We start from the raw sequence: 22,419 nt of genomic DNA on the forward strand, positions 1-22,419 counted from the left end.
GCGGTGCGAGCGCATGCGTATCAACGGGGCGCGCGAGGAGCGCCGCGCCAGGCCGAGAACCACAGGACGATGCGCGCGGCCCGACGGCCCGCATCGTCCCGCCGCGGTCCGGGATACCATCGTGGGATGGGTGATTTCCAACGTTGTAACGAGCCCGCGCCGCGCTCCTTCCCGCAGGGCGCCATCACGCTGACCGGGGGTCCGCTCCTGGACGCCCTCGAGCGCTCCGTCGCGACCGCGCTCGCTCACGACCCCGACCGTCTGCTCGCGCCCTACCGCCGCGAGGCCGGCCTGACCGCCGTCGCCGAGTCCTACGGCGACTGGGAGTCGCGCGGCCTCGACGGCCACATCGGCGGCCACTACCTGTCCGCGCTCTCCCACCTCTACGCCGCCACGGGCCGCGACGACATCCACGCCCGCCTGCGCGCGATGCTCGACGGGCTGCGGGAGTGCCAGGACGCCGTGGGCACCGGCTACCTCGGAGGCACGCCCCGCGGCGTCGAGCTCGGCGAGGAGCTGCGCGCCGGCCACATCGACGCCGAGCCCTTCGCCCTCAACGGCCGCTGGGTGCCGATGTACAACCTCCACAAGGTCCTCAACGGGCTCATCGACGCGTACGAGGCGGCGGGCCAGGACGACGCGCTCGCCATGGCGGTCGCGTGGGCCGACTGGTGGATGGGGATCAGCGCCCGCCTCTCGGACGCGCAGATCGAGACGATCCTCACCGCCGAGTTCGGCGGCATGAACGACGCGTTCTTCCGCCTCGCCGCGCTCACCGGGCGCGACGACCTCGCTGCCGAGGGCCGCCGTTGGTCCCACCACCTCCTGCTCGACCCGCTGCTCGCGGGCGAGGACCGCCTCACGGGCCTGCACGCCAATACGCAGGTGCCCAAGGCCGTCGGCTACGCGCGGTCCGGCGCGGAGGACCTCACGCGCGCCGCCCACCAGTTCTGGGACGAGGTGGTCCACGACCGCACGGTGTCGATCGGCGGGCACGGCGTCCGCGAGCACTTCCACCCCGCGGACGACTTCCGCGCCATGGTCCTCGAGGCGCTCGGCCCCGAGTCCTGCAACACGTTCGGCATGCTCCAGCTCACCGACCTGTTCCGCCAGGAGAGCGACGACCTCGAGCTGGTCGACTTCGCCGAGCGCGCGATCCTCAACCACGCGCTCACGGTCCAGCACCCGGGCCACGGCGGCTTCGTCTACTTCTCCCCGCTGCGCCCCGCGCACTATCGCGTGTACTCGAGCCACGGCGAGTCGATGTGGTGCTGCGTCGGCTCCGGCCTCGAGAGCCACTGCCGCTACGACCGCTTCCTGTTCTCGCGCGACGGCGACAGCCCGCGCGTCGAGATCTACGAGCCCGCGATTCTCGACTGGGACGGCATCCGCATCGAGGTCCGCGCGGACCTGAAGGAGTCGTGGCGCGTTGAGATCGATGTGACGGCCGAGGTCCCCCACGAGCGCACCGTCCGGCTGCGCATCCCCGAGTGGTCGGAGGGCGCCGAGGTGGCGCTCGACGGCGAGACGGCGGCGGTCGTGCCCGACGCCGGCGAGGTCGCCCTGCAGAACCGCTGGGAGGGGACGATGCGCATCGTCCTCGACCTCCAGCCGCGCCTCGCGCTCGAGGGGCTGCCCGACGGGTCGCCGTGGGCGTCGTTCCGCTACGGCCCGTTCGTGCTCGCGCATCGCGACGGGGACGATGCGCTCGAGGGCGCGATCGCGACCGGCAAGGACGCGCCGCACGTCGCCATCGGGCCCAAGCGCCGCATGATCGACACCCCCGCCGTCCTGGCGGAGGGCGAGGAGGGCGCGCTCGAGATCAGCGTCGAGGGCGCCGCCGCGACCCTGGCCGCGTGGCGCCTCGACGGCGACCGGCCGGAGCGGGTCGAGCTCGCCCTCGAGCCGTACAACGGGATCCACGACGAGCGCTGCACCGTCTACCTGCCGATCGGCACCTCGGCCGACGAGGTCCGCGAGATGCTCCTCGAGCTCGACCGCGACGAGCTGGAGGACGCGGACGTGGTCGACGTCGTCGCGCCCGGCGAGCAGCAGTCCGAGATGGACCACGGCTACGTCTCGCACGCGTCCCGCATCGAGTGGACCAACGCGCGCAGCTGGCGCATGGCCGAGGACTGGTTCTCGTACCGGCTCAAGCCCAAGGCGGCCGGCCCGCACCTGGTGCGGATCCGTTCGCTCGTGGGCCTGCCCGCGGGCGGGGACGATGCGGTGGTGCGCCTGGCCGGCGAGGTCGCCGTCCCCGCGTCGAGCACCGTGCGCAACGTGCCGCTCTACGGCGACGTGGTCGAGGCCGTCTACGAGGTCGACGTCCCCGAGGACGGCATCGAGGTGCGTTTCGAGGCGGGCACGGGCGGCGCGACCGCCGGCATCGCCGCGGTCGCGCTCATGACGCCGCCCGCGTAGCGCCGGAGCCCCGCCCGCCCCGACCGCCCCGCCCGCCCCGACCGCCGCAAGTCACACATCCGGCGACACGTGATCCGCGCCCGCCGCACGGATGCGGACGCACCGGTCGTCAGCGGTGTGACTTACGAAACGGGCGGGCCGGGGCGGGGCGGGGCGGGCCGGAACGGGTTCGGGCCGGACGCTCAGCGGGCCACCGCCTCCGCATCCTTCGCGGTGAGCCGCTGCGCGATCGCGAGCGGGATCACCGACAGCACCGCGAGGATCACGGCGATCACCGCGACCACGGGCGCCTGCGACGGGCGGAACATGTTCTGCAGGATCCACAGCGGCAGCGTCGTGACGCCGGAGCCGGCGGTGAACGTGGTGACGATGATCTCGTCGAAGCTCAGCGCGAACGCCAGCAGGCCGCCTGCCATCAGCGAGGACTTGAGGTACGGGAAGGTCACCAGCCGGAAGGTGGTGAAGAGGCCCGCGCCGAGGTCCATCGACGCCTCCTCGAGGCGCGTGCCGGAGGCGTTGAGCCGCGCGAACGCGTTGTTGTAGACGGTCACGATGCAGAACGTGGCGTGCGCGACCACGAGCGTCCACATCGCGAGGTCCACGCCCATGAGGGTGCGGAACGCGTTGTTGAGCGCGATGCCGGTGACGATGCCGGGCAGCGCGATCGGCAGCACGATGAGGAGGTTGACCGTCTCCTTGCCGAAGAACCGGTAGCGGGACAGCGCCATCGCCGCGAGCGTCCCGAGCACGAGGGCGATCGTGGACGCGATGAGCGCCACCACCACGGACGTGCCGAGGGCCTCGAGCGCGCCGGTGCTCTCGAGCGCGCGGCCCCACCACTCGAGCGTGAACCCCGGCGGCGGCCATGACAGGCTCTCCGACGTGCTGATCGAGTTGAGGAACACCACGCCCAGGGGCAGGTAAATGAGCGCGAGCACCACCACCGTGATGGTGGCGAGGACGATGCGGGCGACGCGACCGAGCTGCATCAGAGGCTCCTGAGGGCACCGGTCCGGCGGACCGCGGCGAGGTAGACGAGGATGATCCCGATCGGGATGAGGGAGATCGCGGCGGCGAGCGGCAGGTTGTTCGCCGCGCCCACGTTCGTGTACACGAGCGTGCCGATCATCTGCGTCGAGCCGCCCACGATCCGGGTGGTGATGTAGTCGCCGAGGCTGAGCGAGAACGCGAAGATCGAGCCCGCGATGATGGCCGGCCAGATGGTGGGCAGCACCACCGACACGAGCGTGCGCCAGCCCTTCGCGCCCAGGTCGGCCGAGGCCTCCAGCAGGCGGTCGGGGACGCGGTCGAAGCCCGCGTAGATGGGCATGATCACGTACGGCAGCCACAGGTACGACAGCGTGAGCACGATGCCGACGATGCCGTAGCCGGGCGTCGAGCCGCCGAACGGGGAGACCGCCCACTCGATGAGCCCGTCCGACGACAGCAGCGCGCGCCACGCGTACACCTTCACCAGGTAGGACGCCCACAGCGGCGCCAGCACGGCGATGACCAGCAGGTGGCGCAGCCGGGCACTCGCGACCTTCGCCATGAAGAACGCGACCGGCACCGCGACGATGATGTCGACCACGGTGACCAGCAGCGCGATGCCCAGCGTGCGCAGCGTCACGGTGCGGTAGAGCGCCTCGGTGAGGACCTCGACGACGTTCTCGGTGGTCCACTCGATCTGCACCTGGCCGGTGAGCTCGTTCACGGTCCAGAACGCCGTGACGAGCAGCGCGGCCAGCGCGACGACGTAGACGAGGCCCAGCCACAGCACGGGCGCGGTCAGCAGGCTCGCGAGCCGGAGGCGCCGGCGGGGGGCCAGGTAGGCGGAGAGGCGGTGCGTGGTCATGCTTCCTTCGCGGGGACGATGCGGGGGGAGGGGGTGCGCCGGGCCCCAAGGGGGCCGGGGCCCGGCGCGGCCGCGGGGACGATGCGCATCGTCCCCGCGACGGGCGTCAGCCCTTGATCTCCTGCCAGGCCTTGGTCCACTCGGAGTAGTCGACGCACTCGACGTCGTCACGACCGTCGACGCAGTCGCTCACCGGGGTGGTCCAGTACCAGATCTGGGCCGCGTACTCCTCGTCGCCCGCGTGGTACGCCTCGCAGTCGTCGCGGAAGTCGCAGGCCGCCGACGATGACGGGGCCTCGCCGAAGTAGGCGGTCGCCTGGGCGTTGACCTCGGGGCTCGCGATGTAGTCGAGCCACGCGTACGCGCAGTTCGGCGCCTCGGACTCGGACGCGATCATCCAGGTGTCGGACCAGCCGGTCGCGCCCTCCTCGGGCAGCACCACGTCGGTGTTGCCGGTCGAGATGGAGTTCTGGATGACCTGCCACGTGGTGCCGACGACGGAGTCGCCGGACTCGAAGGCCTGGATCTCGAGCAGGTAGTCCGACCAGTACTCGCCGATGCTCTCCTGCTGGGTCTTGAGGAGCTCGACCGCCGCGTCGAACTGGTCCTGGTCCAGCGCGTAGGGGTTCTCGATGCCGAGCTCCGGGTTGTGGGTCATGAGGTAGACCGCGGCGTCCGCGATGTAGATCGGCGAGTCGTACGCGGTGACCTTGCCCGCGTAGTCCGAGGCCTTGTCGAAGACGACGTCCCAGCTGGTCGGGGCCGGGGTGACCTCGTCCGTGTTGTACATGAGGAGGTTCGCGCCGTAGCCGTGCGGGACGCCGTAGGCGACGCCGTCGACGGAGTTCCACTCCTTGTCCTTGAGGAAGTCGAAGATGCCGTCGTAGCTCTCGAGCAGGTCGGTGTTCACCGGGGCGACCAGGTCGCCGGCGATGAGGCGCAGGGTGAGGTCGCCGGACGCGGCGACCACGTCGTAGCCGCCGCTCTGCATGAGCTGGTAGGCCTCGTCGGAGGTGCCGTACGTCTTGGCGTCGACCATGCAGCCGGTCGCCTCCTCGAAGCCGGACACCCAGTCGACGGAGGCGTCGTTGCTGCCGTCCTCGACGTAGCCGGGCCACGCGAGGATCGACACCGCGCCCTCGGTGTCGCCGAGCTCGGTGGCGGCCGCGGAGCCTCCATCCGAGCTGGAGGTGCCGCAGGCGGCGAGAGAGACGACCGCGACAGACGCGAGGCCGGCCCGGAGGGCCGTGCGGGACAGGGACTTCGACACGGGGACTTCCTTTCCTTGGTGGGGTGCTGCGGGTGCTGCGGGTGGTGCGGGTGGTGCGGTCAGGCGGCCTCGGGCTCGAGCGGCGCCGCGGCGGCGGGCTCGATCGTGACCATGACGCGGTCGCCGCGCTCGCGGCGGTGGTGCGCGCCGATGTTCGGCTCGAGGGCGGTGATGCGGGCGTCGAGCCCGTCGAGGTCGACGACGATGCGGTGCTCGGGGCCCGTGTAGATGACCTCGGCGATCGTGCCGGGCACGCCCGGCCCGGACTCGGCCAGGGTCACCCGCTCCGGGCGGACGGCCATGGGCGTGCGGGCCAGGCCGAGGGCCGCCGCGACGTCGGGCTCGAGGAGCGTCGACGAGCCCACGAACGACGCGATGAAGCGGTTGCGCGGGTGGTCGTAGACCTCGCGCGGCGTGCCGAGCTGCACGACCTCGCCCGCGTCGAAGACGGCCACGCGGTCGGAGAGGGTAAGCGCCTCGTCCTGGTCGTGGGTGACGAACACGAAGGTGATGCCGAGCGAGCGCTGGAGCTCCTTGAGCTCGACCTGCATCTGCTCACGCAGCTTGAGGTCGAGCGCGCCTAGCGGTTCGTCGAGCAGCAGCGCCTGGGGGCGCAGCACGATGGCGCGGGCGAGGGCGACGCGCTGGCGCTGGCCACCCGAGAGCTCGTGCGGGCGACGGTCCTCGAGGCCCGCGAGGCGCACCGCGCCCAGGGCCTCCTCGGCCTGCGCGCGGCGCTCCTTGCGCCCCACGCCGGCGACCCGGAGGCCGTACTCGACGTTCGCGATGACGCTGAGGTGCGGGAACAGTGCGTAGTCCTGGAAGACGGTGTTCACGGGACGGGTGAACGGCGGGAGCGACGTCACGTCGGTGCCGAACAACGAGACCGTGCCGCGGGTCGGCTGCTCGAAGCCGGCGATGATGCGCAGCACCGTGGTCTTGCCCGAGCCCGAGGGGCCGAGCATCGAGAAGAACTCGCCCGGCTCGATGTCGAGGTCAAGGTCGGCGACCGCGATCGTGTCGCCGAAGCTCTTGTGCAGGCCTCGTAGGCGGATGGCTGACTCCATGCGGGCTATTCATCTAGTTCCAGATGTCTAATGCAAGGGTCTGCGTGTAACAACTCGATTAAATCTCTGGACCCAGACCTTTGCGCCGGCGCCCGCGGGGGCGACAATGGCGGCCGGAGAAGGGAGCCGCATGGGCATGTCGTGGGGGCCGGGGGCCGCGGCCGCGAGGTCGGCGACGCACGCGGCGATCTTCGCCCCGCTCGCTCCCGTGGGCCGCGCGGAGGCCGTCGCGCAGCGCCTCGCCGACGCGATCCAGCTCGGCCTGCTCGAGCAGGGTGAGAGGCTCCCCACCGAGCAGGAGCTCGGCCGGCAGTTCGGCGTCGCGACCGTCACGGCGCGCGAGGCGCTCGAGTCGCTGCGCTCCGGCGGGCTCATCGAGACGCGCCGCGGGCGCGCGGGCGGCAGCTTCGTGTGCGGCAGCGGGGACGATGCGCGGTCCGCGCTGATCTCGCGGCTCACCGACATGTCCCGGGTCGAGCTGCGCGACATGGGCCTGGTCTACGGCCTCATCGCCGGCGGTGCCGCGGAGCGTGCGGCGCTGTTCTCGACCCCCGACGAGGTCGACTCGCTCGCGCTCCTCGTCGAAGGAGGCGCGTCCGCGAGCGGCGCCGCCGCGCGGCGCGCCGAGAACGGCATCCGCCTCGAGGTGGCCGCGCTGTCGCGCTCCGCGAGGCTCGTGTCGGAGCAGGTCCGCCTGCAGGCCGAGTTCGGCCCGCTGCTGTGGATCGCGCTTCAGGAGCACGCGGTGGTGACCGGCAACGCGGCGCGCCACCGGCGGCTGATCGCGGCGATCGCCGAGGAGAGCCCCGAGCACGCTCGTGCCGTCGTCGTCGAGCAGGTCGGCTGGCTGGTCGACCGGCTGCTCGCGATCCGTGAGGCGGCGGAGCGATGATCACCGCCGCGATCCTCGAGATGGCCGACGTGCTCGGCGCCTCGCTCGCGCCCCTGTTCGCAGAGGTCTCGGACTGGCGCGACCGGCTCGAGGCGGTCCTGTCCGGGGGCGGCGCATCGTCCACCGATGTCGACGAGGCGGTCGAATGGCTGGTGGCCCCGTCGCTCGCGGACGCACGCCCCACCCTGGGGGCGGGCTTCGTCGCGGCGCCGGGCTTCCTCGAGGACGCGCCCTGGCACCTCGCGTGGTGGGCGAGCGCGGCCAACGGGGTCGGGCTCGGCGGCCGTCCGGGCACGCTGCGCCGCCTCGTCTCGATCGAGGACCCGCTCGACGAGTCGTTCCACGACTACACGCGGCTCGAGTGGTGGCGCGGCGCGGTCGAGGGCCGCGGCGCCTACCTCGCGGGGCCGTACATCGACTACCTGTGCACCGACGAGCTCACCCTCACGCTGACGATGCCCGTCGAGGTCGACGGCCGCCTGGCCGGAGTGGTGGGCGCGGACCTGTCCGTCGCGCGGCTCGAACGGCTCACGGACGGAGTCATCGGCGCGGCCGCGGTGCCGGCCGTGCTGGGGACCGCCGCCGGGCGCGTGATCGCCGCGACCGATGCGGGGGTGGAGCCGGGCACGCCGGCGCGGCGTCTCGGCTGGGCATGCGAGTGGCACCCCGTCCCGGGGTGCGGCGGCACGCTCGCGGTGTCGCGCGCCGCCTGAGCCTCAGCAGCAGCCGTCGGAGCCGCCGCCGCAGCAGCCGGCCTCGTTCGCGACGACGGGCTCCGGGGCCTTCGCCTCGCCGCCGCAGCCGCACGCGCCGCCACCGCCGCAGCCGCCACCGCCCGAGCGCGGCGCGCGCTCGGCGCGGGCCTGCGCCCCCTCGAGCGTGTAGCCGGCGTCGTGGATCGCGGCGTCCGCGTCGAACGCGAAGTCCTCGGCGCTCGTGTCGGCCGCCAGCAGGACCACGGCGCGGCCGCTCGCGTGGTCGACGGAGGCCGAGCGCACGCCGGCCAGGCCGGTCAGCGCCTTCTCGACGGGGGACGAGCAGCCATCGCAGGTCATGCCGGAGACGGCGAGCTCGACGACGGTCCCGGGCACGTGGGTCATGATCTCCATGGTCCGACCGTATTCCTTCCACCCCGGGGCAAGGTCAAGACCGAGGTCCCGTATCCGCACCCACCGGGGCCGGCACCGGGACCCGCGTCCGCCGGGGCGCGGCGCGGAGGATGGCCCGCACCGCGAGCCCGCCGACGAGTGCCCAGAACGCGGAGCCGACCCCCGCGAGGGTCGTGCCGCTCGCGGCCAGCACGAAGGCGGCCGCGGCGGGGAGCCGGTCGTCCGCGTGCGCGAAGGCGCCGGCGAGCGACGAGGCGAGGGTCGGGAGGAGCGCGAGGCCGGCGACCACCGCGAGGATCGCGGTCGTGCTCGCGTGCGACAGCCCGACGAGCGTCGCGCCCGCCCCCGCGAGCACGAGGTACGAGACCCCGGCGGTGAACGCCGCGATCCAGCGGCGGCCGGGCTCGGGATCGGCGTCCGGCGACGCGGGCAGCGCGGCGGTGATCGCGGCCAGGTTGATCGCGTGCCCGCCCGCCGTCGCGCCCAGCACGGTGCCCGCCCCCGTGACGAGCATCGTCTCCCGCCACGGTGCGCGGAAGCCCGCGCTCGCGAGCACCGCGACGCCGGGGACGTTCTGCGAGGCCATCGTGACCACGGTCAGCGGCACGGCGATGCCGACGGCGGCCGCCCAGCTGAGCGCGGGCGCGGTGACGACGAGGCTCGGCGCGGCGATCGCGTCGACCACGCCCGTGCCCGCCTCCAGCGCGATCGCCGCCAGGGCCGCGGCGAAGGCCGCCGGCGTCGCCCAGCGCGGGGCGAGGCGCTGCAGCGCGAGCCACACGCCGATGACCGGCGCGACGAGCCACGGCGAGGCGGCGAGCTCCGTGACGGGACGCAGGCACAGGGGCACGAGCACGCCGGCGAGCATGGCCTGCGCGAGCGGTGCGGGGATCGCGGCGACGAGCCGGCCCAGGCGGGGCCACAGGCCCACCGCCGCGATGAGCGCGCCGGTCACGAGGAACGCCCCGACCGCGGCCGGCCAGCCGAGGGAGGCCTGGGTCGCGAGCAGCGCGGCGCCGGGGGTGGACCACGCGAGCGAGAGCGGGATCCGGAAGCGCCAGGACAGCAGCATCGTGCCGAGGCCGACCGTGACGCACAGCGCCGTCAGCCCCGAGGAGGCCTGCTCCGGCGTGGCGCCGACGGCCGTGAGACCCGCGATGAGCACGGCGACGGAGCTCGTGAAGCCCACGAGCGCGGTCGTCACGCCGACCGATGCGGGGCGCAGCCACGAGTGTTCCATGAACAGAACGCTAGCACCGGTGTTCCGTTCATGGAACGGGCTTCCGTATGCTCGAGCCATGGACACGGCGGAGCTGGCGCGCGCGATCGGCGAGCGGGTGCGCGAGGCGCGCGCGGAGCGCGGGATGAGCCTCGGGGCGCTCGCTCGCGCCGCGGGGATCGGCAAGGGATCGTTGTCCGAGATCGAGCACGGATCGCGCAACCCGAACCTGTCCACGCTGTACGCGCTCACGGCCGCGCTCGGGATGCCGCTCGCGGCGCTGCTCGCGGAGACCGCCGGCGCCGAGGTGTCCGCGGACGGGATCGTCGCGCGGCTGCTCGACGTCGACGCCGGACCGGACACGGTCGTGGAGGTCTACCGGCTCGAGCTGGGCGGGGGCGTCGAGCATCGTTCCGGGGCGCACGGCGCCGGCGTGGTCGAGCGCCTGCTGGTGATCCGCGGCGCCGTGACCGCCGGGCCGGTGGGCGCCCAGCGGCGCGCGGAGGCCGGCGAGCTCCTCACCTGGGTGAGCGACGTCGACCACGCCTACCGGGCGGACGAGCCCGGCGCGAGCGCGCTCCTCACCGTCACCACCCCGCACGCCTGACACGGCGAGGGGGGCCCGGCCATTAGGCCGGGCCCCGCTCGCGATGTCCGACTACTTCTCGTCGGGCTTGGCCTCCTCGACCACGTCCTCCCACACGTCCTCGGCGTCGTCGATGGTCGAGACGACCTCCTCGGCCGCGCGGGCGCGGGCCTCGTCGGCGGCCTCCTTGACCTTCTTGGCCTCGGTGATCGCGGTGTCCTTGACCTTGGTGAAGGCCGGGCCGGCCACATCGGCGACCTTCTTGGCCTCGGTGACGGCGGTGTCGCGGATCTGCTCGGCGGCGGGGCCGGCGGCCTCGCGGACCTTCTCGTACGTGGGTCCGGCCTTGTCGTTGATGACCTCGGCGGCGGCGTTCGCCGCGGCGGTCGCGGCGTCCGCGGCCTTCTTCGCGGCGTCGGCGGCGGCGTCGACGGCCTTGTTCACGTTGCGGCGCAGGTTGTCCTTGAAGTCGCCCTCGGCGGCGAACTCCCACTCCTCGTCCTCGCCGGCCCACGGGTCGCGGTCGCGGTCCTTGCGGGCCCACACGACGATGGCGGCGCCGGCCGCCGCGGCGAGCGCGATCGGCACGAGCACCCGACCCCACGAGCGGCCGCCCTTCTCGTCGTCGGTCGTCGCCGCATCGTCCACCGCGGCCAGGACCGCGGGGATGGCGGCGCCCACGATCGCGGCGTGCGCGACGTCGACCCAGTGCTCGGTGGCGTCGCCGGCCTTGTGCACGTAGGGCGAGGCCTTCGCGGCGCCCTTGTGGTAGGCCTCCTTGGCGCGCGGCGTGGCCCACTCCTTGGCGCTCTCGTACTGCGGCTCGGCCCACTCCTTCGCGCGCTTCGCGGCCTTGCGTGCGGCATCGGACGCCTCGCGCGCCGCCACCCGCGCCTGCTTCGCCGCGTCGGCCGCCTGATCGCGCGCCTTGTCGGCGTCGAAGCTCTGGAAAGAAACCTTGCCCATGTTGCGCTCCTCCTGGTCCGTGCCTTGTTGTCCGGTCTCATCGGACAACCCGCACCCGTCCTCAACCCTTCCGTCCATCGTGCCACTTGAGGCGCGTGGTGGCGAGGGCCATGGAACAATGGCGGGCATGATCGCAACACTTCAGACCACCGCAGGGGACATCCGCATCGAGCTGTACCCCGACCACGCGCCCGTGACCGTCAAGAACTTCGTGGGCCTCGCCACCGGCGAGAAGGAGTGGAAGAACCCGGCGACTGGCGAGAAGTCGAACGACCCGTTCTACGACGGCCTCGTCTTCCACCGCGTCATCTCCGGCTTCATGATCCAGGGCGGCTGCCCGCTCGGCACCGGCACCGGCGGCCCCGGCTACAACTTCGACGACGAGATCCACCCGGAGCTCCGCTTCGACGAGCCCTACCTGCTCGCGATGGCGAACGCCGGCCAGCGCCTCAACCCGATCACCGGCCGTCCGGGCGGCACCAACGGCTCGCAGTTCTTCATCACCGTGGACAAGCCGAGCTGGCTCAACGGTAAGCACACGATCTTCGGCAAGGTCGCGGACGACGAGTCCAGGGCCGTCGTCGACGCGATCGCGGCCGCTCCCACCGATGGCCGTGACCGTCCCCTCGAGGACGTCATGATCACCGGCGTCACGATCTCCGAGTAAGACTCGTATGACCCAGGATCCGGGTGCCGCTGCGCCCACGTGCCCGCGGCATCCGGACCGGGTGTCCTACGTCCGCTGCCAGCGCTGCGGACGGCCCGCCTGCCCCGAGTGCCAGCGCCCGGCCGCGGTAGGCATCCAGTGCGTCGACTGCGTGCGCGAGGCGAAGGCCTCCGCCCGGCCGATGGTCAACCGGCTCGGCTTCGCCACCGCCCACGGCACGCCCTACGTGACGGTCAGCCTCATCGTCGCGAACGTCGCGGCCTTCGTGTACGGGTACATGGTGCTCGGCAAGCAGCTGTGGTGGGCCCGCTGGGCCCTCCTGCCCGCGGCCGGCGACGCCACGATGGGCATCGGCGACGAGTGGTACCGCTGGATCAGCTCCGGCTTCGTCCACTTCTCGATCTGGCACATCGGCATGAACATGCTGGTGCTGTGGCAGTTCGGGTCCCAGCTCGAGCCCATCCTCGGACGGCTCCGCTTCGGCCTGCTCTACGGCGCGTCGCTGATCGGCAGCTCCGCCGCGGTCGAGCTCCTCGCCGACGGCGGCGCGCACGGCGGCGCCTCGGGCGCGATCTTCGGCATCATCGCGGCGTACGCGGTCGTGCTGCTGAAGCTGCGGCTCGACTACCGGGCGCTCGTCACGACGGCCGGGCTCTGGCTCGTGCTCGGCTTCGTCATCCCGGGCATCTCGTGGCAGGGCCACCTGGGCGGCGCGGTCGTCGGCGCGCTCACGATGCTCGCGATGCTCCACTGGGTGGACCGCAAGAAGGCGTAGCGCCTCACGCGCTGACACGGCCCCGTCGCTGCCGCGGCGGGGCCGTCGTCGTCTCCGGGCGCATCGTCCACCGCCGCCCGTCGTCGCCCGCTGCGCTCGTCGTCGCTCCAGCGGTACCGCTGGTGGTGCGGATCGCGCCCTCTCGGAGCCTTCCCGTACCGCTCATGGGGCGCGGCGCCTCGGCCCCGGGTGCGGCTGCACGCTCAGCGGTACGGGGAGCACCTCAACAGCCCTGGAACGCACCCTGAGCGGTACGGCTGGCGCCGGGTGACGCGGCGCCCCACGTGGGCCGGCGGGTCCGGTGTGGACACCGCCTCCCCAGGCACGGCCCCTTTTTCTCCACAGGACGGGCCTGTGGACAAGTACGGGCTCATCCCCCGGTTTCCCCACACTCATCCACAGGTGTGAATGACATCCGTGTAGTTATCCCCACCGTTCTGCACAGTCGGGGGATAACTACACCCGTGTGGTTTCTCCACCGCTGTGGACGGCGATGGGGATAACTACAGCCGTGTGATTCACTTCCAGCGGGTGAGCAGGACCATGCCCGCCGCCATGAAGACGAAGCCGAAGCCGAGGTTCCAGTCGCCGATGCCCGGGATGGGGAACTGCGCCTTCGAGACGTAGTAGACGACGATCCAGGCCGGGCCCAGCACCAGCAGCGTCAATGCCGTGGGCAGGAGCCACTTCGGGTTGTCGCTCTGGGGCTTGCCCAGGTTGCGGGGGGCCTTGTAGACCTTCTGGTCGCGCTTCTTCGAGACTGCCACTGTCAACTCCGTGGGTTCTGCGCCCGCGCAGGCGCGCGGGGATGGGTCCCAGGGTACCGAGAGAGGGTCCCGAAGCGGGATTCCCGCTGGTGCGGGGCTCCCGTAGGCTGGTCGCATCATGACGGCATCGGTCGAGGTCCCCACCGAGCCCGACGCCCCGCGGCGCCGGCGCGCCGGACTCGGCACGCGCCTCGTCTCGCTCGTGGGCGAGCTGCTCATCATCGCGGGCGCCGTCATCGGCCTGTACGTCGTGTGGCAGCTGTTCTACACCGACGTCATCGCCGGCAAGGAGCAGGAGCACGTTCTCGAGACGCTCGACTGGGCCTACACCGACCCGATCGTCGCGCAGGCGCAGGACGAGGACCACGGCCCCGAGGTCATCCCCGTCGGCGCGCGCATGCCCCCGGAGACGGCGCCGGTCATGGAGGAGCCCGCGTTCACCACCACCTTCGCGACGTTCTACGTCCCGCGGTGGGGCACGGACTACGTCAAGCCGATCTCGGAGGGCGTGACCCGCACCGAGGTGCTCGACGTGCTGGGCATCGGCCACTACCCCGGCACCGGCATGCCGGGCGCGTACGGCAACTTCGCGATCTCGGCGCACCGCACCACGTACGCCAAGCCGTTCAACCGCATCGCCGAGCTCGAGAAGGACGATGCGCTCGTCGTGCAGACGGAGGAGGCCTGGTACGTCTACCGGGTCACCGACCACCTCATCGTCTACCCGACGCAGGTCGAGGTCATCGCCCCGAAGCCGGGCGACCTGGACGCGGCGCCCGACGGCTACTACATCACGCTCACGACGTGCCACCCGATGTACTCGGCGGCCGAGCGGTACGTCGTCCACGGCGAGCTCGAGTACTGGGCCCCGACCGGCATCGGCGTGCCCCCCGAGATCCTCGAGGAGATCCCGCAGCCATGATCTTCCCGTTCGTCTGGCGCATCCTGCCGGGCCCGGCCTGGCTCCGGGTGCTCCTGATCATCGTCCTCATCGCCGCGATCGTCGCGGTGCTCTTCCAGTGGGTGTACCCGTGGTTCTCGGTCACCTTCGACATCCAGGACCAGAATGTGGAGGCCGTGCCATGACGCGCATCCTCGTCGTCGACAACTACGACTCGTTCGTCTACACGATCGTCGGCTACCTGCGTCAGATGGGCGCCGAGACGGTCGTCGTGAGGAACGATGCGGTGGCCCAGGCGGGCGAGGTGACCGACTACGACGGCGTCCTCATCTCCCCCGGCCCCGGCACCCCCGCCGAGGCGGGCTCCTCGATTGACGTCATCCGCCGCTGCGCGGAGACGGGCACGCCGATGCTCGGCATCTGCCTCGGCCACCAGGCGCTCGCCGAGGTGTACGGCGGCGTCGTCTCGCACGCGCCCGAGCTCATGCACGGCAAGACCTCGGACGTGAGCCACGAGGGCGCCTCCGTGATGGACGGACTGCCGTCGCCGTTCACCGCGACGCGCTACCACTCGCTCGCCGTCGAGAACCCGACGGTGCCCGACGAGCTCCAGGTCACCGCGTCCACCGCGAACGGCATCATCATGGGGCTCCAGCACAAGGAGCTGCCGCTGCACGGGGTGCAGTTCCACCCCGAATCGGTGCTGACCGAGGGCGGCCACCGGCTGCTCGCGAACTGGCTCGAGGTGTGCGGGATGCCGGACCCCGAGGGACGCTCGGCCGGGCTCAGCCCGCTCGTCCGCCGATAGCCCCCCGGTCTGCACGTCGCATCGATCAGGCGATCATGCGACAAGCGGGACCGCGCGGGCTCCGAAGTCGCACCGATCGCGGTCCCGTGCGACATCCGGGACGGTGCGCTGCGCAGCCCGGACGCGACCGGCTAGCTAGACGCCGGCGCGCACCCGCGCGCCCACGGTCCGCCAGCCCAGCGCGGAGACGAGCGCGAACGCGGCGATCACGGCGCACGTCACCATCACCGCGGCGAGCGGGACGGCGGTGGCGCCGCCGATGCTGACGAGCGGGGAGACCAGCGCCGCGAGGCCGAACTGCAGGGCGCCCAGCACCGCGGAGGCGGCGCCGGCGGCGGCAGGGGGCACGGCGTCGAGCGCCAGCGCGGTCGCGTTGCCGAACACGAGGCCCATGCTGCCGACCGCGGTGAACAGCGGCAGGGCGAGCCAGCCGGCGGGCAGGCCGAGCACCACCATCAGCCCGAGGACCAGGGTGGACGCGAGGACGAGCAGCACGCCGAGCACGAGCAGCAGCCGCACGTCGCGGGACTGCGCGGCCTTGGCCGAGAGGGCGCTCACGACCATGAGGGCGAGCGCGTTCACGCCGAAGGCCAGCCCGTACCCGGTCGAGTCGAGGCCCATCATGTCCTGGTAGAGGAACGGCGAGGCGGAGATGTACGCCATCATCACGGCGAACGCGAAGGCGAAGGCCGCGGCGTAGCCGAGGAACTCCCGCGAGCGGAGCGCGCGCAGCGGCGAGCCCGAGGCGATGCGCTCGGCGCGGTCCGCGAGGCGGCGCTCGGCGGGGTACGACTCGCGCACCACGGCGACGACGGCGACGAGCATCACGACGGACAGGCCGAGCACGATCCCGAGGATCCCGCGCCAGCCCAGGGGCTCGACCAGGAAGCCGCCCACCACCGGGGCGATCACGGGCGCGACGCCGCCGACGATCATCATGAGGCTGAAGGCGCGCGCCGCGGCCTTGCCGGTCGCGAGGTCGGCGATGATCGCGCGGCCGATCACCATCCCGGCCGCGCCGCCCAGGCCCTGCGCGAGGCGCGCGAGCACGAGCACCCCGACCGAGGGGGCGAGCACGGTCGCGACGCCGCCGGCCACCATCAGCACGGCGCCCGCGAGCAGCGGGGGCACGCGGCCGAAGCGGTCCGAGAGCGGGCCGAACACCAGCTGGCCGGCGGTCACGCCGAGCAGGAACGCGGTGAGCGTGAGCTGCACCGTGGTCGCGCCCGTGCCGAGCTCCTCGGCCATCTGCGGGAAGGCGGGCAGGTAGAGGTCGGTCGCGAACGGCGCGATCGCGGACAGCAGCCCGAGGACCGCGAGCAGCGCGGCCGTGATGGCGGCGCCGGCGGCCGCGGGCGCGGCGGTACGAGTGGTGCTCGGGGCAGCGGTCATCGACGGTTCCTCTCCGGGGTGATGATGAAATCATAACTAAATTCATCGCGGAGCGGTAGCCTCTGTCGCATGGTTGAGGACGACCCCACCGACGGCCGGCTCGCGGAGCTCGCCGACGTGGTCATGCGGATCGCGCGCGATCTCGATCCCCAGGCGGGCGGGCTCGACCTCGTCCCGCTCACGGGCACGGAGACCGCGGTCCTGCGATGGGTGCACCGCCACCCGGGGACCTCGCCCAGCGCGGCGGCCGACGGCACGGGCCTGCGCCGCCCCAACCTCTCGGCCGCGCTGCGCAGCCTCGAGGACAAGGGGCTGGTCCGGCGCTCCCCGGATGCGTCGGACCACCGCCAGCAGCGGCTCGATCCCACCGCGCTCGCGGACGAGAGCCTCGACCGGATCCGCGCGTACTGGGCGGCACGCGTGCGCGCGGCGCTCGGCGACGCCGTCGACGAGGCCTGCGCGACGGTCGACCTGCTGGAACGCCTCGAGTCGGGGCTCCGCGCGCGCTGAGGCGGCCGGCGGCTAGCCCCAGCCCTTCCAGATCGCGATCACGAGCATCGTCACCGCGAAGCCCACCGGTTGGTTCAGCCACAGGAACGTGCGCCACCCGCGGTTGGCGTCCTCGCAGGTCTCGTCGGTCACGCCGGTGAACCGCGCCACGGACGCGACGTACGCGAGCGGGAGCAGGGCGGCGAGCGTCGCGGGCCACGGCAGGGCGAGCAGCACGAGGGACGATGCGCCGTACAGCCCGATCGCGAACCACACCGTGGCGCGGGCGCCGATCACGGTCGCGACCGAGCCGATCCCGCCCTCGCGGTCCGCGCGCACGTCCTGGACCGCGCCGAACGCGTGGCTCGCCATGCCCCACAGGATGAACGCGACCCACACCGGCCACGCGCCGTCGTCGAGGAGCGGCACGTCGGCGACCACCAGCGCGTAGAGGAGCGGCCCGCAGAAGTGCAGCGCGGAGGTGAGCGAGTCGAGGAACGGCCGCTCCTTGAACCGTAGCCCCGGCGCCGAGTAGGCGACCACGCCGAACAGCACCAGCGTGAGCGTCACCCCCGCCGCGATCGAGCCCTGCAGCAGCAGCCACACGAAGGGCGGCAGCACCGTGACGACGCACGCCCACAGGATCGCGCGGTGCACCCGCCGCGCGTAGGCGCGGTCGCGGACCACGTCGCCCTCGATTCCGCCCTTGCGCGGGTTGGCGAGGTCCGACTCGTAGTCGAAGACGTCGTTGATGCCGTACATCAGCAGGTTGTACGGGATCAGGAAGAACAGCGTGCCGACCACGAGCACAGCGTCGATCTCGCGGGTCACGAGCAGGTACGCCGCCGCGAACGGGAAGGCGGTGTTGATCCAGGACACCGGCCGCGACGCGCGCACCAGGGAGGCGAGCAGGCCGGGCGTGGAGGCGCCGGCGGTGCGCGACGGGTCGTGCTCCTCAAGCATCGCGGCCTTCCTCGGACGGGGTCGGACGGTCGAGCCACGTCCACAGCGCCGGCACGAGCATCACGGCACCCAGCGTGTACGAGAAGTCCTCCACCGGCGCGGAGCCCACGCGGATGCCGGAGATGAGCGCGTCGTCGTAGGCGACGATCCCGAGCCCGACGATGACGTTGTCGAAGACCGCGGTGAGCACGATCAGCGCGAGCCCGGTGAGCAGGAGGGGACGATGCGGGAGGCGCCGCAGCGTGGGGACCGTCACCGCGGCGATGAGGGCGAGCACCGCCACGGACAGCAGCACGTAGGTCATGCCGCCTCCCGCGGCGCGCGGTGGCGCCGGTCGAGCCAGCGCCACAGCAGCAGCGTCTGGTACGAGAGCAGGATCAGGAAGAACAGCTCCTCGAGCGGCACCTCGGGTGCGAGCAGCACGCCCGACAGGTACGGCGCGTCGCCGATGAAGAAGATCCCGAGGCCCACGCCCGCGGCGTCCCACGCGAGGAACGCCACGACGGCGATCGCGATCGTGAGCAGGGCCTGCCGCGGGCGGTCGAAGACCGCGACCCGGTACCGGGCGTCGATCGCGGTGAGGCCCGCGAGCGAGACGAGCAGCGCGCCCAGGTAGGCGAGCGACGTCACGAGCCCGCCCGCCGCGCGAGGTTGCCGAGCACGCCCCCGTCGCGCGAGCGCCCGAGGAAGCCGCGCGGCGCGGGCGCGGGCAGCGGGCCGACGTCGACCGCGCCGAGCAGGCGCTTGGCGACCAGCTCCGCCGAGATGAGGCACAGGGGCACCCCGATGCCGGGCACGGTCGACGCCCCGGCGTAGAGCAGGTTCGGCACCTTCGAGGACACGTTCGCGGGGCGGAAGACCGCGGACTGCAGCAGCGTGTGCTCGAGGCCGAGCGCCCCGCCCTGCCACGCGCCGAGCCCGTCCGCGAAGTCGGCGGGCGTGGTGACGCGCAGGACGGTGGACCGCTCGGGCAGGTCGGGCACCCCGGCCCACGTGCCGACCTGGGCGAGGTAGCGGCGTCCCAGCGCCATGAGGTCCGCGCGCGACTCCGGCGTGGAGCCGAGCCCCGGGTCCGCCGGGAACGGCACCAGCATGAACAGCGAGTCCTTGCCGTCGGGCGAGACGGCCGGGTCGGTCGCGCCCACGCGGGAGACGTAGACCGACGCGGGCACCGGCGGGAGCTCGCGGGCCAGGATCGCGTCGAAGTTGGCGTCCCAGTCGCGCGTGAAGAACAGGTTGTGATGCGCCAGCTCGGGCACGTCGCCGTCCACCTCGGCCATCACGAGCAGCGCGCTCACGCCGGGCTTGCGGCGTCGCCATGCCCGCTCGGGGTGCGCGCGCCACGGCTCGGGCACCAGGGCCGTCTCGAGGTGGTGGAGGTCCGCCGCCCCGACCACCGCATCGGCCCGCACGACCTCACCCGACTCGAGCTCGACGCCGGTCGCGAAGCCCTGGTCGTCGACGAGGATCCGGGCGACGGGTGCGGAGGTGCGCAGCTCCGCTCCCTCCTCGCGGGCGGCCCGCGCGATCGCCTCGGTGAGGGCGTACATGCCGCCGCGCGGGTAGCGGACGCCGTCCGTGAGGTCGAGGTGGCTCATGAGGGAGAACAGGCCCGGGGTGCGCTCCGGCGACGAGCCGAGGAAGACCGCGTGGAAGCCGAGGATCTGCCGCAGGCGCGGATCCTTGACGCGCGCCGCGATGCGCGCGCCGAGCGAGCGGCTGAGCAGGCCCGCGAGCAGGGGGAGGCGACGGATGACGTCGCCGTTGATCGCCGCCTGGGGGCGGGCGAAGGTCGTGTAGAGGAAGCGTTCGAGCGCGAAGCGGTACAGCAGCCCCGCCTCCTCCGCGTAGCCGCGCATCGCCTCGCCCTCGCCGGGGCTGAGCGCGTCGAAGCGGCGCCAGTTCTCCTCGGGGTCCGCGGACACGTCGAGCGTCTCGGCGGCGCCCCACGCGTCGTCGCCCTCGAAGAACACGCGGTAGCGCGGGTCCAGGTCGACGAGGTCGAGCTCCTCCTCCACGTCCCGGCCCATGAGCGCGAACCATTGGGCGAACGCCTCGGGCATGAGGTACCAGGACGGACCCGAGTCGAACGTGTGGCCCGCGACCTCGACGCGGCCCATGCGGCCGCCCAGGGACGCATGCCGCTCGAGCAGCACCACGTCCGCGCCGCCGCGCGCGAGCAGCCCCGCCGTGGCGAGCCCCGCGACGCCGCCGCCGATCACCGCGATCCGGGGCCCGCTCATGCGGGCCTTCTGCGCGCCGCGACCAGGTTGCGCGCCGCGAGCGTCGCCTTGACCGGGTTGGGGACGCGGACCCTGCGGGTGACGAGGCGCCGGGCAGGCGTCGCCGCGATCTGGTCGAGCAGGCGGCCGTAGATGTCGATGGTCGTGCCGACCGCGGCGCGCGCCCGCGGCGGCAGCGCGCCCAGGGTCTCCTCGGCCGCGGCGATGTCCGCCCGGCAGTCCGCGACGAGCGCGGCGAGCCGCGCATCGTCCAGTGTGGCCGCCGTGACGCCGGGGAAGTACGAGCGGCCCAGGTCGCCGTCGTCGGTCGCCAGGTCCCGCAGGAAGTTGACCTTCTGGTACGCCGCGCCCAGCCGTCGCGCCCCGGCGCGCACGTCCGGCGCGAGCGGGCGCGGGCCGTGGCCGGTGTTGACGAAGACCGCGAGGCACATCTCCCCCACCACCTCGGCGGAGCCGAAGATGTAGCGGGCGAGCGACTCGTCGTCGTGGGCGGTCGCGGTGAGATCCATGCGCATCGAGGCGAAGAACGGGTCCGTCTGCTCGCGCGTGATGCCGACCTCGCGCGCGGTGAGCGCGAACGCGTGCGCGACGAGGTCCGAGCTGAAGCCGGCCTCCATGGCGTGATGCACCTCGGCCTCGAAGCGCGCGAGCTGGTCCGCCGCATCGTCCCCGCGGTACGTGTCGACGATCTCGTCGGCGACCCGCACCATCGCGTAGACCGCGCGGATGTGCGCGCGCTCGGCGCGGGGCAGGATGCGCGTGCCGAGGCCGAACGAGGTCGAGTAGCGCGCGATCACGCGGGAGGCGGCGTCGCGCGCGGTCGCGTCGTAGAGGGCGAGCGTGGCCGTCTCGTCGTCGTGTTGGCGACGTCGGGAGCGGCGGCTCACGACGGCCGGTCCTCGAGGCTGTCGATGAGGTCGACCAGGTAGCCCGACAGCGGCGCGGGGATCCGCTCGGACGCGACGCGTCGCGCGATGCGCGCGTGCTGGCGCGCGACCCGCAGCGCCCGCTCGCGCGCGCCCGACTCGATGAGCACCTCCCGCACGCGCGCCGCCCACGTCTCGTCGAGGTCGGGGTTGCCGACCGCGGCGGCGAGCAGCGCCCGACCCGCATCGTCCGCCTGCTGGAAGCCCAGGCGCAGCAGCTCGGTGCGTTTGCCCGCGCGCAGGTCGGACAGCACCGACTTGCCGGTGACCTCCGGGTCGCCGAACACGCCGAGGTCGTCGTCGACGAGCTGGAAGCTGAGCCCGAGCGAGGCGCCGAGCTTCTCGAGGTGGCCGACCATGGTCGGGTCGGCTCCCGCGAGCTGCGCGCCCGCGAGCAGGGGCACGATGCACGAGTAGGTCGCGGTCTTGAGCTCCGCCACCAGCAGCGAGTTGGCCTCCTCGGGCGCGACCATGTCGCCGTACATGTCGAGCAGCTCGCCGGCGATCGTGGTGCGGATCGCGCGGGTGACGAGGTCGAGGCACGCGATGCGGTGGTGCGCCGGAAGCTTCGCGCGCGAGATGAGGTCGTAGGACGAGGCGAGGGCGAGGTCGCCGCCGAGCAGCGCCGCCGACAGCACGTGGGACTCCACCTGGTCCGGGGTGAGACGGCTGCCCGCGAGCTCGCGGCGGCGGGTGCCGGCGACGTTCGGACGGCCACGGCGAACCTCGTCGCCGTCGAGGATGTCGTCGTGCACCAGCATCGCGGTGTGGAGCATCTCCATCGCCGCGGCCACGGGCACGACGGCCTCGGGGTCCTCGCCGCCCAGGCCCGCGTACGCCGCGAGCGTGAGGGAGGGGCGCAGGTTCTTGCCGCCCAGGTACTGGTCCCCGAGGGAGGCCCACAGGTTGCGGTAGTCCGTGCCGGCGGCGGGCAGCTCCGCCATCGCCTGGGTCACATGGTCGTCGAGGGTCGCGCGCACGGCGTCGAGGGTGGATTCGACGAAGGCGCGCACCCCGTCGACAGTCCCCAGCGGCGTCATCACGTCAGCATAGACAGCGGCGCCCCCAGGGGTATTCCCCGGGGGCGCCGTCGTTATCGA

25 protein-coding genes are annotated in these 22,419 nt (G+C 72.9%); 10 read left to right on the forward strand and 15 right to left on the reverse strand.

Annotation, left to right across the window (positions count from 1 at the left end; translation table 11 throughout):
- The first annotated feature begins 126 nt into the window (after window positions 1-126).
- Entirely contained in the window at window positions 127-2,424 is a 2,298-nt protein-coding gene (locus AOM02_RS10200) for a beta-L-arabinofuranosidase domain-containing protein (RefSeq protein ID WP_062299055.1), read from the forward strand.
- Window positions 2,425-2,606: 182 nt separating this feature from the next.
- Here the strand turns inward: AOM02_RS10200 and AOM02_RS10205 are convergent, their stop codons facing one another.
- The 4 genes from AOM02_RS10205 to AOM02_RS10220 all read right to left on the reverse strand — a co-directional run bounded on the left by AOM02_RS10205 (window position 2,607) and on the right by AOM02_RS10220 (window position 6,616).
- A complete protein-coding gene (locus AOM02_RS10205; RefSeq protein WP_062299056.1) occupies window positions 2,607-3,413 on the reverse strand; it encodes an ABC transporter permease in 807 nt (268 codons plus the stop codon).
- Entirely contained in the window at window positions 3,413-4,279 is an 867-nt protein-coding gene (locus AOM02_RS10210) for an ABC transporter permease (RefSeq protein ID WP_062299057.1), read from the reverse strand. The genes AOM02_RS10205 and AOM02_RS10210 overlap by 1 nt, the downstream gene beginning before the upstream one ends.
- A gap of 106 nt (window positions 4,280-4,385) precedes the next feature.
- The gene (locus tag AOM02_RS10215; RefSeq protein ID WP_082105026.1) at window positions 4,386-5,549 is read right to left on the reverse strand and encodes an extracellular solute-binding protein; all 1,164 of its coding nucleotides are present in this window, start codon (window positions 5,547-5,549) and stop codon (window positions 4,386-4,388) included.
- 59 nt (window positions 5,550-5,608) lie between these two features.
- Window positions 5,609-6,616 (reverse strand): ABC transporter ATP-binding protein, encoded by a 1,008-nt coding sequence (locus AOM02_RS10220; protein WP_062299058.1) that lies wholly within the window; start codon window positions 6,614-6,616, stop codon window positions 5,609-5,611.
- A 130-nt stretch (window positions 6,617-6,746) separates the two neighbouring features.
- Between AOM02_RS10220 and AOM02_RS10225 the strand changes: the two genes are divergently transcribed.
- Window positions 6,747-7,508, forward strand: a complete 762-nt coding sequence (locus tag AOM02_RS10225; RefSeq protein WP_062299059.1) for a FadR/GntR family transcriptional regulator — start codon at window positions 6,747-6,749, stop codon at window positions 7,506-7,508.
- Entirely contained in the window at window positions 7,505-8,221 is a 717-nt protein-coding gene (locus tag AOM02_RS10230) for a cache domain-containing protein (RefSeq protein WP_062299060.1), read from the forward strand. Before AOM02_RS10225 ends, AOM02_RS10230 begins: the two co-directional genes overlap by 4 nt.
- A gap of 3 nt (window positions 8,222-8,224) precedes the next feature.
- On the opposite strand, the gene AOM02_RS10235 is transcribed toward AOM02_RS10230, so the two are convergent.
- Entirely contained in the window at window positions 8,225-8,617 is a 393-nt protein-coding gene (locus AOM02_RS10235; RefSeq protein WP_062299061.1) for a heavy-metal-associated domain-containing protein, read from the reverse strand.
- A gap of 34 nt (window positions 8,618-8,651) precedes the next feature.
- Window positions 8,652-9,857, reverse strand: coding sequence for a benzoate/H(+) symporter BenE family transporter (locus tag AOM02_RS10240; RefSeq protein ID WP_062299062.1), 1,206 nt, complete (start codon window positions 9,855-9,857; stop codon window positions 8,652-8,654).
- Between the two features lie 58 nt (window positions 9,858-9,915).
- On the opposite strand from AOM02_RS10240, the gene AOM02_RS10245 reads away from it, so the two are divergent.
- Window positions 9,916-10,443 carry a helix-turn-helix domain-containing protein gene (locus AOM02_RS10245; protein ID WP_062299063.1) on the forward strand — a complete coding sequence of 176 codons (528 nt, stop codon included), beginning with the start codon at window positions 9,916-9,918 and terminating at the stop codon, window positions 10,441-10,443.
- 51 nt (window positions 10,444-10,494) lie between these two features.
- Here AOM02_RS10245 and AOM02_RS10250 read toward each other — a convergent pair whose 3' ends face one another.
- Entirely contained in the window at window positions 10,495-11,436 is a 942-nt protein-coding gene (locus AOM02_RS10250; protein ID WP_156156176.1) for a hypothetical protein, read from the reverse strand.
- 79 nt (window positions 11,437-11,515) lie between these two features.
- On the opposite strand from AOM02_RS10250, the gene AOM02_RS10255 reads away from it, so the two are divergent.
- Together AOM02_RS10255 and AOM02_RS10260 are read left to right on the forward strand one after the other, a co-directional pair.
- Window positions 11,516-12,055 (forward strand): peptidylprolyl isomerase, encoded by a 540-nt coding sequence (locus tag AOM02_RS10255; RefSeq protein WP_062299153.1) that lies wholly within the window; start codon window positions 11,516-11,518, stop codon window positions 12,053-12,055.
- Window positions 12,056-12,062: 7 nt separating this feature from the next.
- Window positions 12,063-12,830 (forward strand): rhomboid family intramembrane serine protease, encoded by a 768-nt coding sequence (locus AOM02_RS10260; protein WP_082099442.1) that lies wholly within the window; start codon window positions 12,063-12,065, stop codon window positions 12,828-12,830.
- A 518-nt stretch (window positions 12,831-13,348) separates the two neighbouring features.
- On the opposite strand, the gene AOM02_RS14510 is transcribed toward AOM02_RS10260, so the two are convergent.
- Window positions 13,349-13,597 carry a cell division protein CrgA gene (locus AOM02_RS14510; protein WP_062299066.1) on the reverse strand — a complete coding sequence of 83 codons (249 nt, stop codon included), beginning with the start codon at window positions 13,595-13,597 and terminating at the stop codon, window positions 13,349-13,351.
- 118 nt (window positions 13,598-13,715) lie between these two features.
- On the opposite strand from AOM02_RS14510, the gene AOM02_RS10270 reads away from it, so the two are divergent.
- The 3 genes from AOM02_RS10270 to AOM02_RS10275 are packed head-to-tail and all read left to right on the forward strand — an operon-like array spanning window position 13,716 to window position 15,306.
- Entirely contained in the window at window positions 13,716-14,519 is an 804-nt protein-coding gene (locus AOM02_RS10270; protein ID WP_062299067.1) for a class E sortase, read from the forward strand.
- Complete coding sequence (locus AOM02_RS14345; protein ID WP_156156178.1) at window positions 14,516-14,683, forward strand: hypothetical protein; 168 nt, start codon at window positions 14,516-14,518, stop codon at window positions 14,681-14,683. Before AOM02_RS10270 ends, AOM02_RS14345 begins: the two co-directional genes overlap by 4 nt.
- Complete coding sequence (locus tag AOM02_RS10275) at window positions 14,680-15,306, forward strand: aminodeoxychorismate/anthranilate synthase component II (protein ID WP_062299068.1); 627 nt, start codon at window positions 14,680-14,682, stop codon at window positions 15,304-15,306. The genes AOM02_RS14345 and AOM02_RS10275 overlap by 4 nt, the downstream gene beginning before the upstream one ends.
- Before the next feature lie 135 nt (window positions 15,307-15,441).
- Here AOM02_RS10275 and AOM02_RS10280 read toward each other — a convergent pair whose 3' ends face one another.
- Window positions 15,442-16,698: a Bcr/CflA family efflux MFS transporter gene (locus AOM02_RS10280; protein WP_062299069.1), complete on the reverse strand. Its 1,257-nt coding sequence runs from the start codon at window positions 16,696-16,698 to the stop codon at window positions 15,442-15,444.
- A 69-nt stretch (window positions 16,699-16,767) separates the two neighbouring features.
- Between AOM02_RS10280 and AOM02_RS10285 the strand changes: the two genes are divergently transcribed.
- A complete protein-coding gene (locus tag AOM02_RS10285) occupies window positions 16,768-17,208 on the forward strand; it encodes a MarR family winged helix-turn-helix transcriptional regulator (protein ID WP_062299070.1) in 441 nt (146 codons plus the stop codon).
- A 12-nt stretch (window positions 17,209-17,220) separates the two neighbouring features.
- Here the strand turns inward: AOM02_RS10285 and AOM02_RS10290 are convergent, their stop codons facing one another.
- Genes AOM02_RS10290 through AOM02_RS10315 form a run of 6 tightly spaced genes read right to left on the reverse strand, consistent with a single transcriptional unit; the run spans window position 17,221 to window position 22,359 of the window.
- Window positions 17,221-18,150, reverse strand: a complete 930-nt coding sequence (locus tag AOM02_RS10290) for a prenyltransferase (protein ID WP_082105027.1) — start codon at window positions 18,148-18,150, stop codon at window positions 17,221-17,223.
- Window positions 18,143-18,454, reverse strand: coding sequence for a lycopene cyclase domain-containing protein (locus tag AOM02_RS10295; protein WP_062299071.1), 312 nt, complete (start codon window positions 18,452-18,454; stop codon window positions 18,143-18,145). The genes AOM02_RS10290 and AOM02_RS10295 overlap by 8 nt, the downstream gene beginning before the upstream one ends.
- Window positions 18,451-18,780 carry a lycopene cyclase domain-containing protein gene (locus tag AOM02_RS10300; RefSeq protein WP_062299072.1) on the reverse strand — a complete coding sequence of 110 codons (330 nt, stop codon included), beginning with the start codon at window positions 18,778-18,780 and terminating at the stop codon, window positions 18,451-18,453. The genes AOM02_RS10295 and AOM02_RS10300 overlap by 4 nt, the downstream gene beginning before the upstream one ends.
- Window positions 18,777-20,393, reverse strand: coding sequence for a phytoene desaturase family protein (gene crtI / locus AOM02_RS10305; RefSeq protein ID WP_062299073.1), 1,617 nt, complete (start codon window positions 20,391-20,393; stop codon window positions 18,777-18,779). The genes AOM02_RS10300 and crtI overlap by 4 nt, the downstream gene beginning before the upstream one ends.
- Complete coding sequence (locus tag AOM02_RS10310; RefSeq protein ID WP_062299074.1) at window positions 20,390-21,280, reverse strand: phytoene/squalene synthase family protein; 891 nt, start codon at window positions 21,278-21,280, stop codon at window positions 20,390-20,392. The genes crtI and AOM02_RS10310 overlap by 4 nt, the downstream gene beginning before the upstream one ends.
- Window positions 21,277-22,359, reverse strand: a complete 1,083-nt coding sequence (locus AOM02_RS10315) for a polyprenyl synthetase family protein (RefSeq protein WP_062299075.1) — start codon at window positions 22,357-22,359, stop codon at window positions 21,277-21,279. Before AOM02_RS10315 ends, AOM02_RS10310 begins: the two co-directional genes overlap by 4 nt.
- Between the last annotated feature and the right edge of the window lie 60 nt (window positions 22,360-22,419).

This window comes from Demequina maris, assembly GCF_000971155.1.
GTDB classification, from domain to species: Bacteria; Actinomycetota; Actinomycetes; order Actinomycetales; family Demequinaceae; genus Demequina; species Demequina maris.

Coding starts and splice junctions, on each gene's coding strand:
- AOM02_RS10200 (WP_062299055.1), top strand. CDS start 127: ATGGGTGATTTCCAACGTTGTAACGAGCCCGCGCCGCGCTCCTTCCCG.
- AOM02_RS10205 (WP_062299056.1), bottom strand. CDS start 3,413: ATGCAGCTCGGTCGCGTCGCCCGCATCGTCCTCGCCACCATCACGGTG.
- AOM02_RS10210 (WP_062299057.1), bottom strand. CDS start 4,279: ATGACCACGCACCGCCTCTCCGCCTACCTGGCCCCCCGCCGGCGCCTC.
- AOM02_RS10220 (WP_062299058.1), bottom strand. CDS start 6,616: ATGGAGTCAGCCATCCGCCTACGAGGCCTGCACAAGAGCTTCGGCGAC.
- AOM02_RS10225 (WP_062299059.1), top strand. CDS start 6,747: ATGGGCATGTCGTGGGGGCCGGGGGCCGCGGCCGCGAGGTCGGCGACG.
- AOM02_RS10230 (WP_062299060.1), top strand. CDS start 7,505: ATGATCACCGCCGCGATCCTCGAGATGGCCGACGTGCTCGGCGCCTCG.
- AOM02_RS10235 (WP_062299061.1), bottom strand. CDS start 8,617: ATGGAGATCATGACCCACGTGCCCGGGACCGTCGTCGAGCTCGCCGTC.
- AOM02_RS10240 (WP_062299062.1), bottom strand. CDS start 9,857: ATGGAACACTCGTGGCTGCGCCCCGCATCGGTCGGCGTGACGACCGCG.
- AOM02_RS10245 (WP_062299063.1), top strand. CDS start 9,916: ATGGACACGGCGGAGCTGGCGCGCGCGATCGGCGAGCGGGTGCGCGAG.
- AOM02_RS10255 (WP_062299153.1), top strand. CDS start 11,516: ATGATCGCAACACTTCAGACCACCGCAGGGGACATCCGCATCGAGCTG.
- AOM02_RS10260 (WP_082099442.1), top strand. CDS start 12,063: ATGACCCAGGATCCGGGTGCCGCTGCGCCCACGTGCCCGCGGCATCCG.
- AOM02_RS10270 (WP_062299067.1), top strand. CDS start 13,716: ATGACGGCATCGGTCGAGGTCCCCACCGAGCCCGACGCCCCGCGGCGC.
- AOM02_RS14345 (WP_156156178.1), top strand. CDS start 14,516: ATGATCTTCCCGTTCGTCTGGCGCATCCTGCCGGGCCCGGCCTGGCTC.
- AOM02_RS10275 (WP_062299068.1), top strand. CDS start 14,680: ATGACGCGCATCCTCGTCGTCGACAACTACGACTCGTTCGTCTACACG.
- AOM02_RS10280 (WP_062299069.1), bottom strand. CDS start 16,698: ATGACCGCTGCCCCGAGCACCACTCGTACCGCCGCGCCCGCGGCCGCC.
- AOM02_RS10285 (WP_062299070.1), top strand. CDS start 16,768: ATGGTTGAGGACGACCCCACCGACGGCCGGCTCGCGGAGCTCGCCGAC.
- AOM02_RS10290 (WP_082105027.1), bottom strand. CDS start 18,150: ATGCTTGAGGAGCACGACCCGTCGCGCACCGCCGGCGCCTCCACGCCC.
- AOM02_RS10295 (WP_062299071.1), bottom strand. CDS start 18,454: ATGACCTACGTGCTGCTGTCCGTGGCGGTGCTCGCCCTCATCGCCGCG.
- crtI (WP_062299073.1), bottom strand. CDS start 20,393: ATGAGCGGGCCCCGGATCGCGGTGATCGGCGGCGGCGTCGCGGGGCTC.
- AOM02_RS10315 (WP_062299075.1), bottom strand. CDS start 22,359: ATGACGCCGCTGGGGACTGTCGACGGGGTGCGCGCCTTCGTCGAATCC.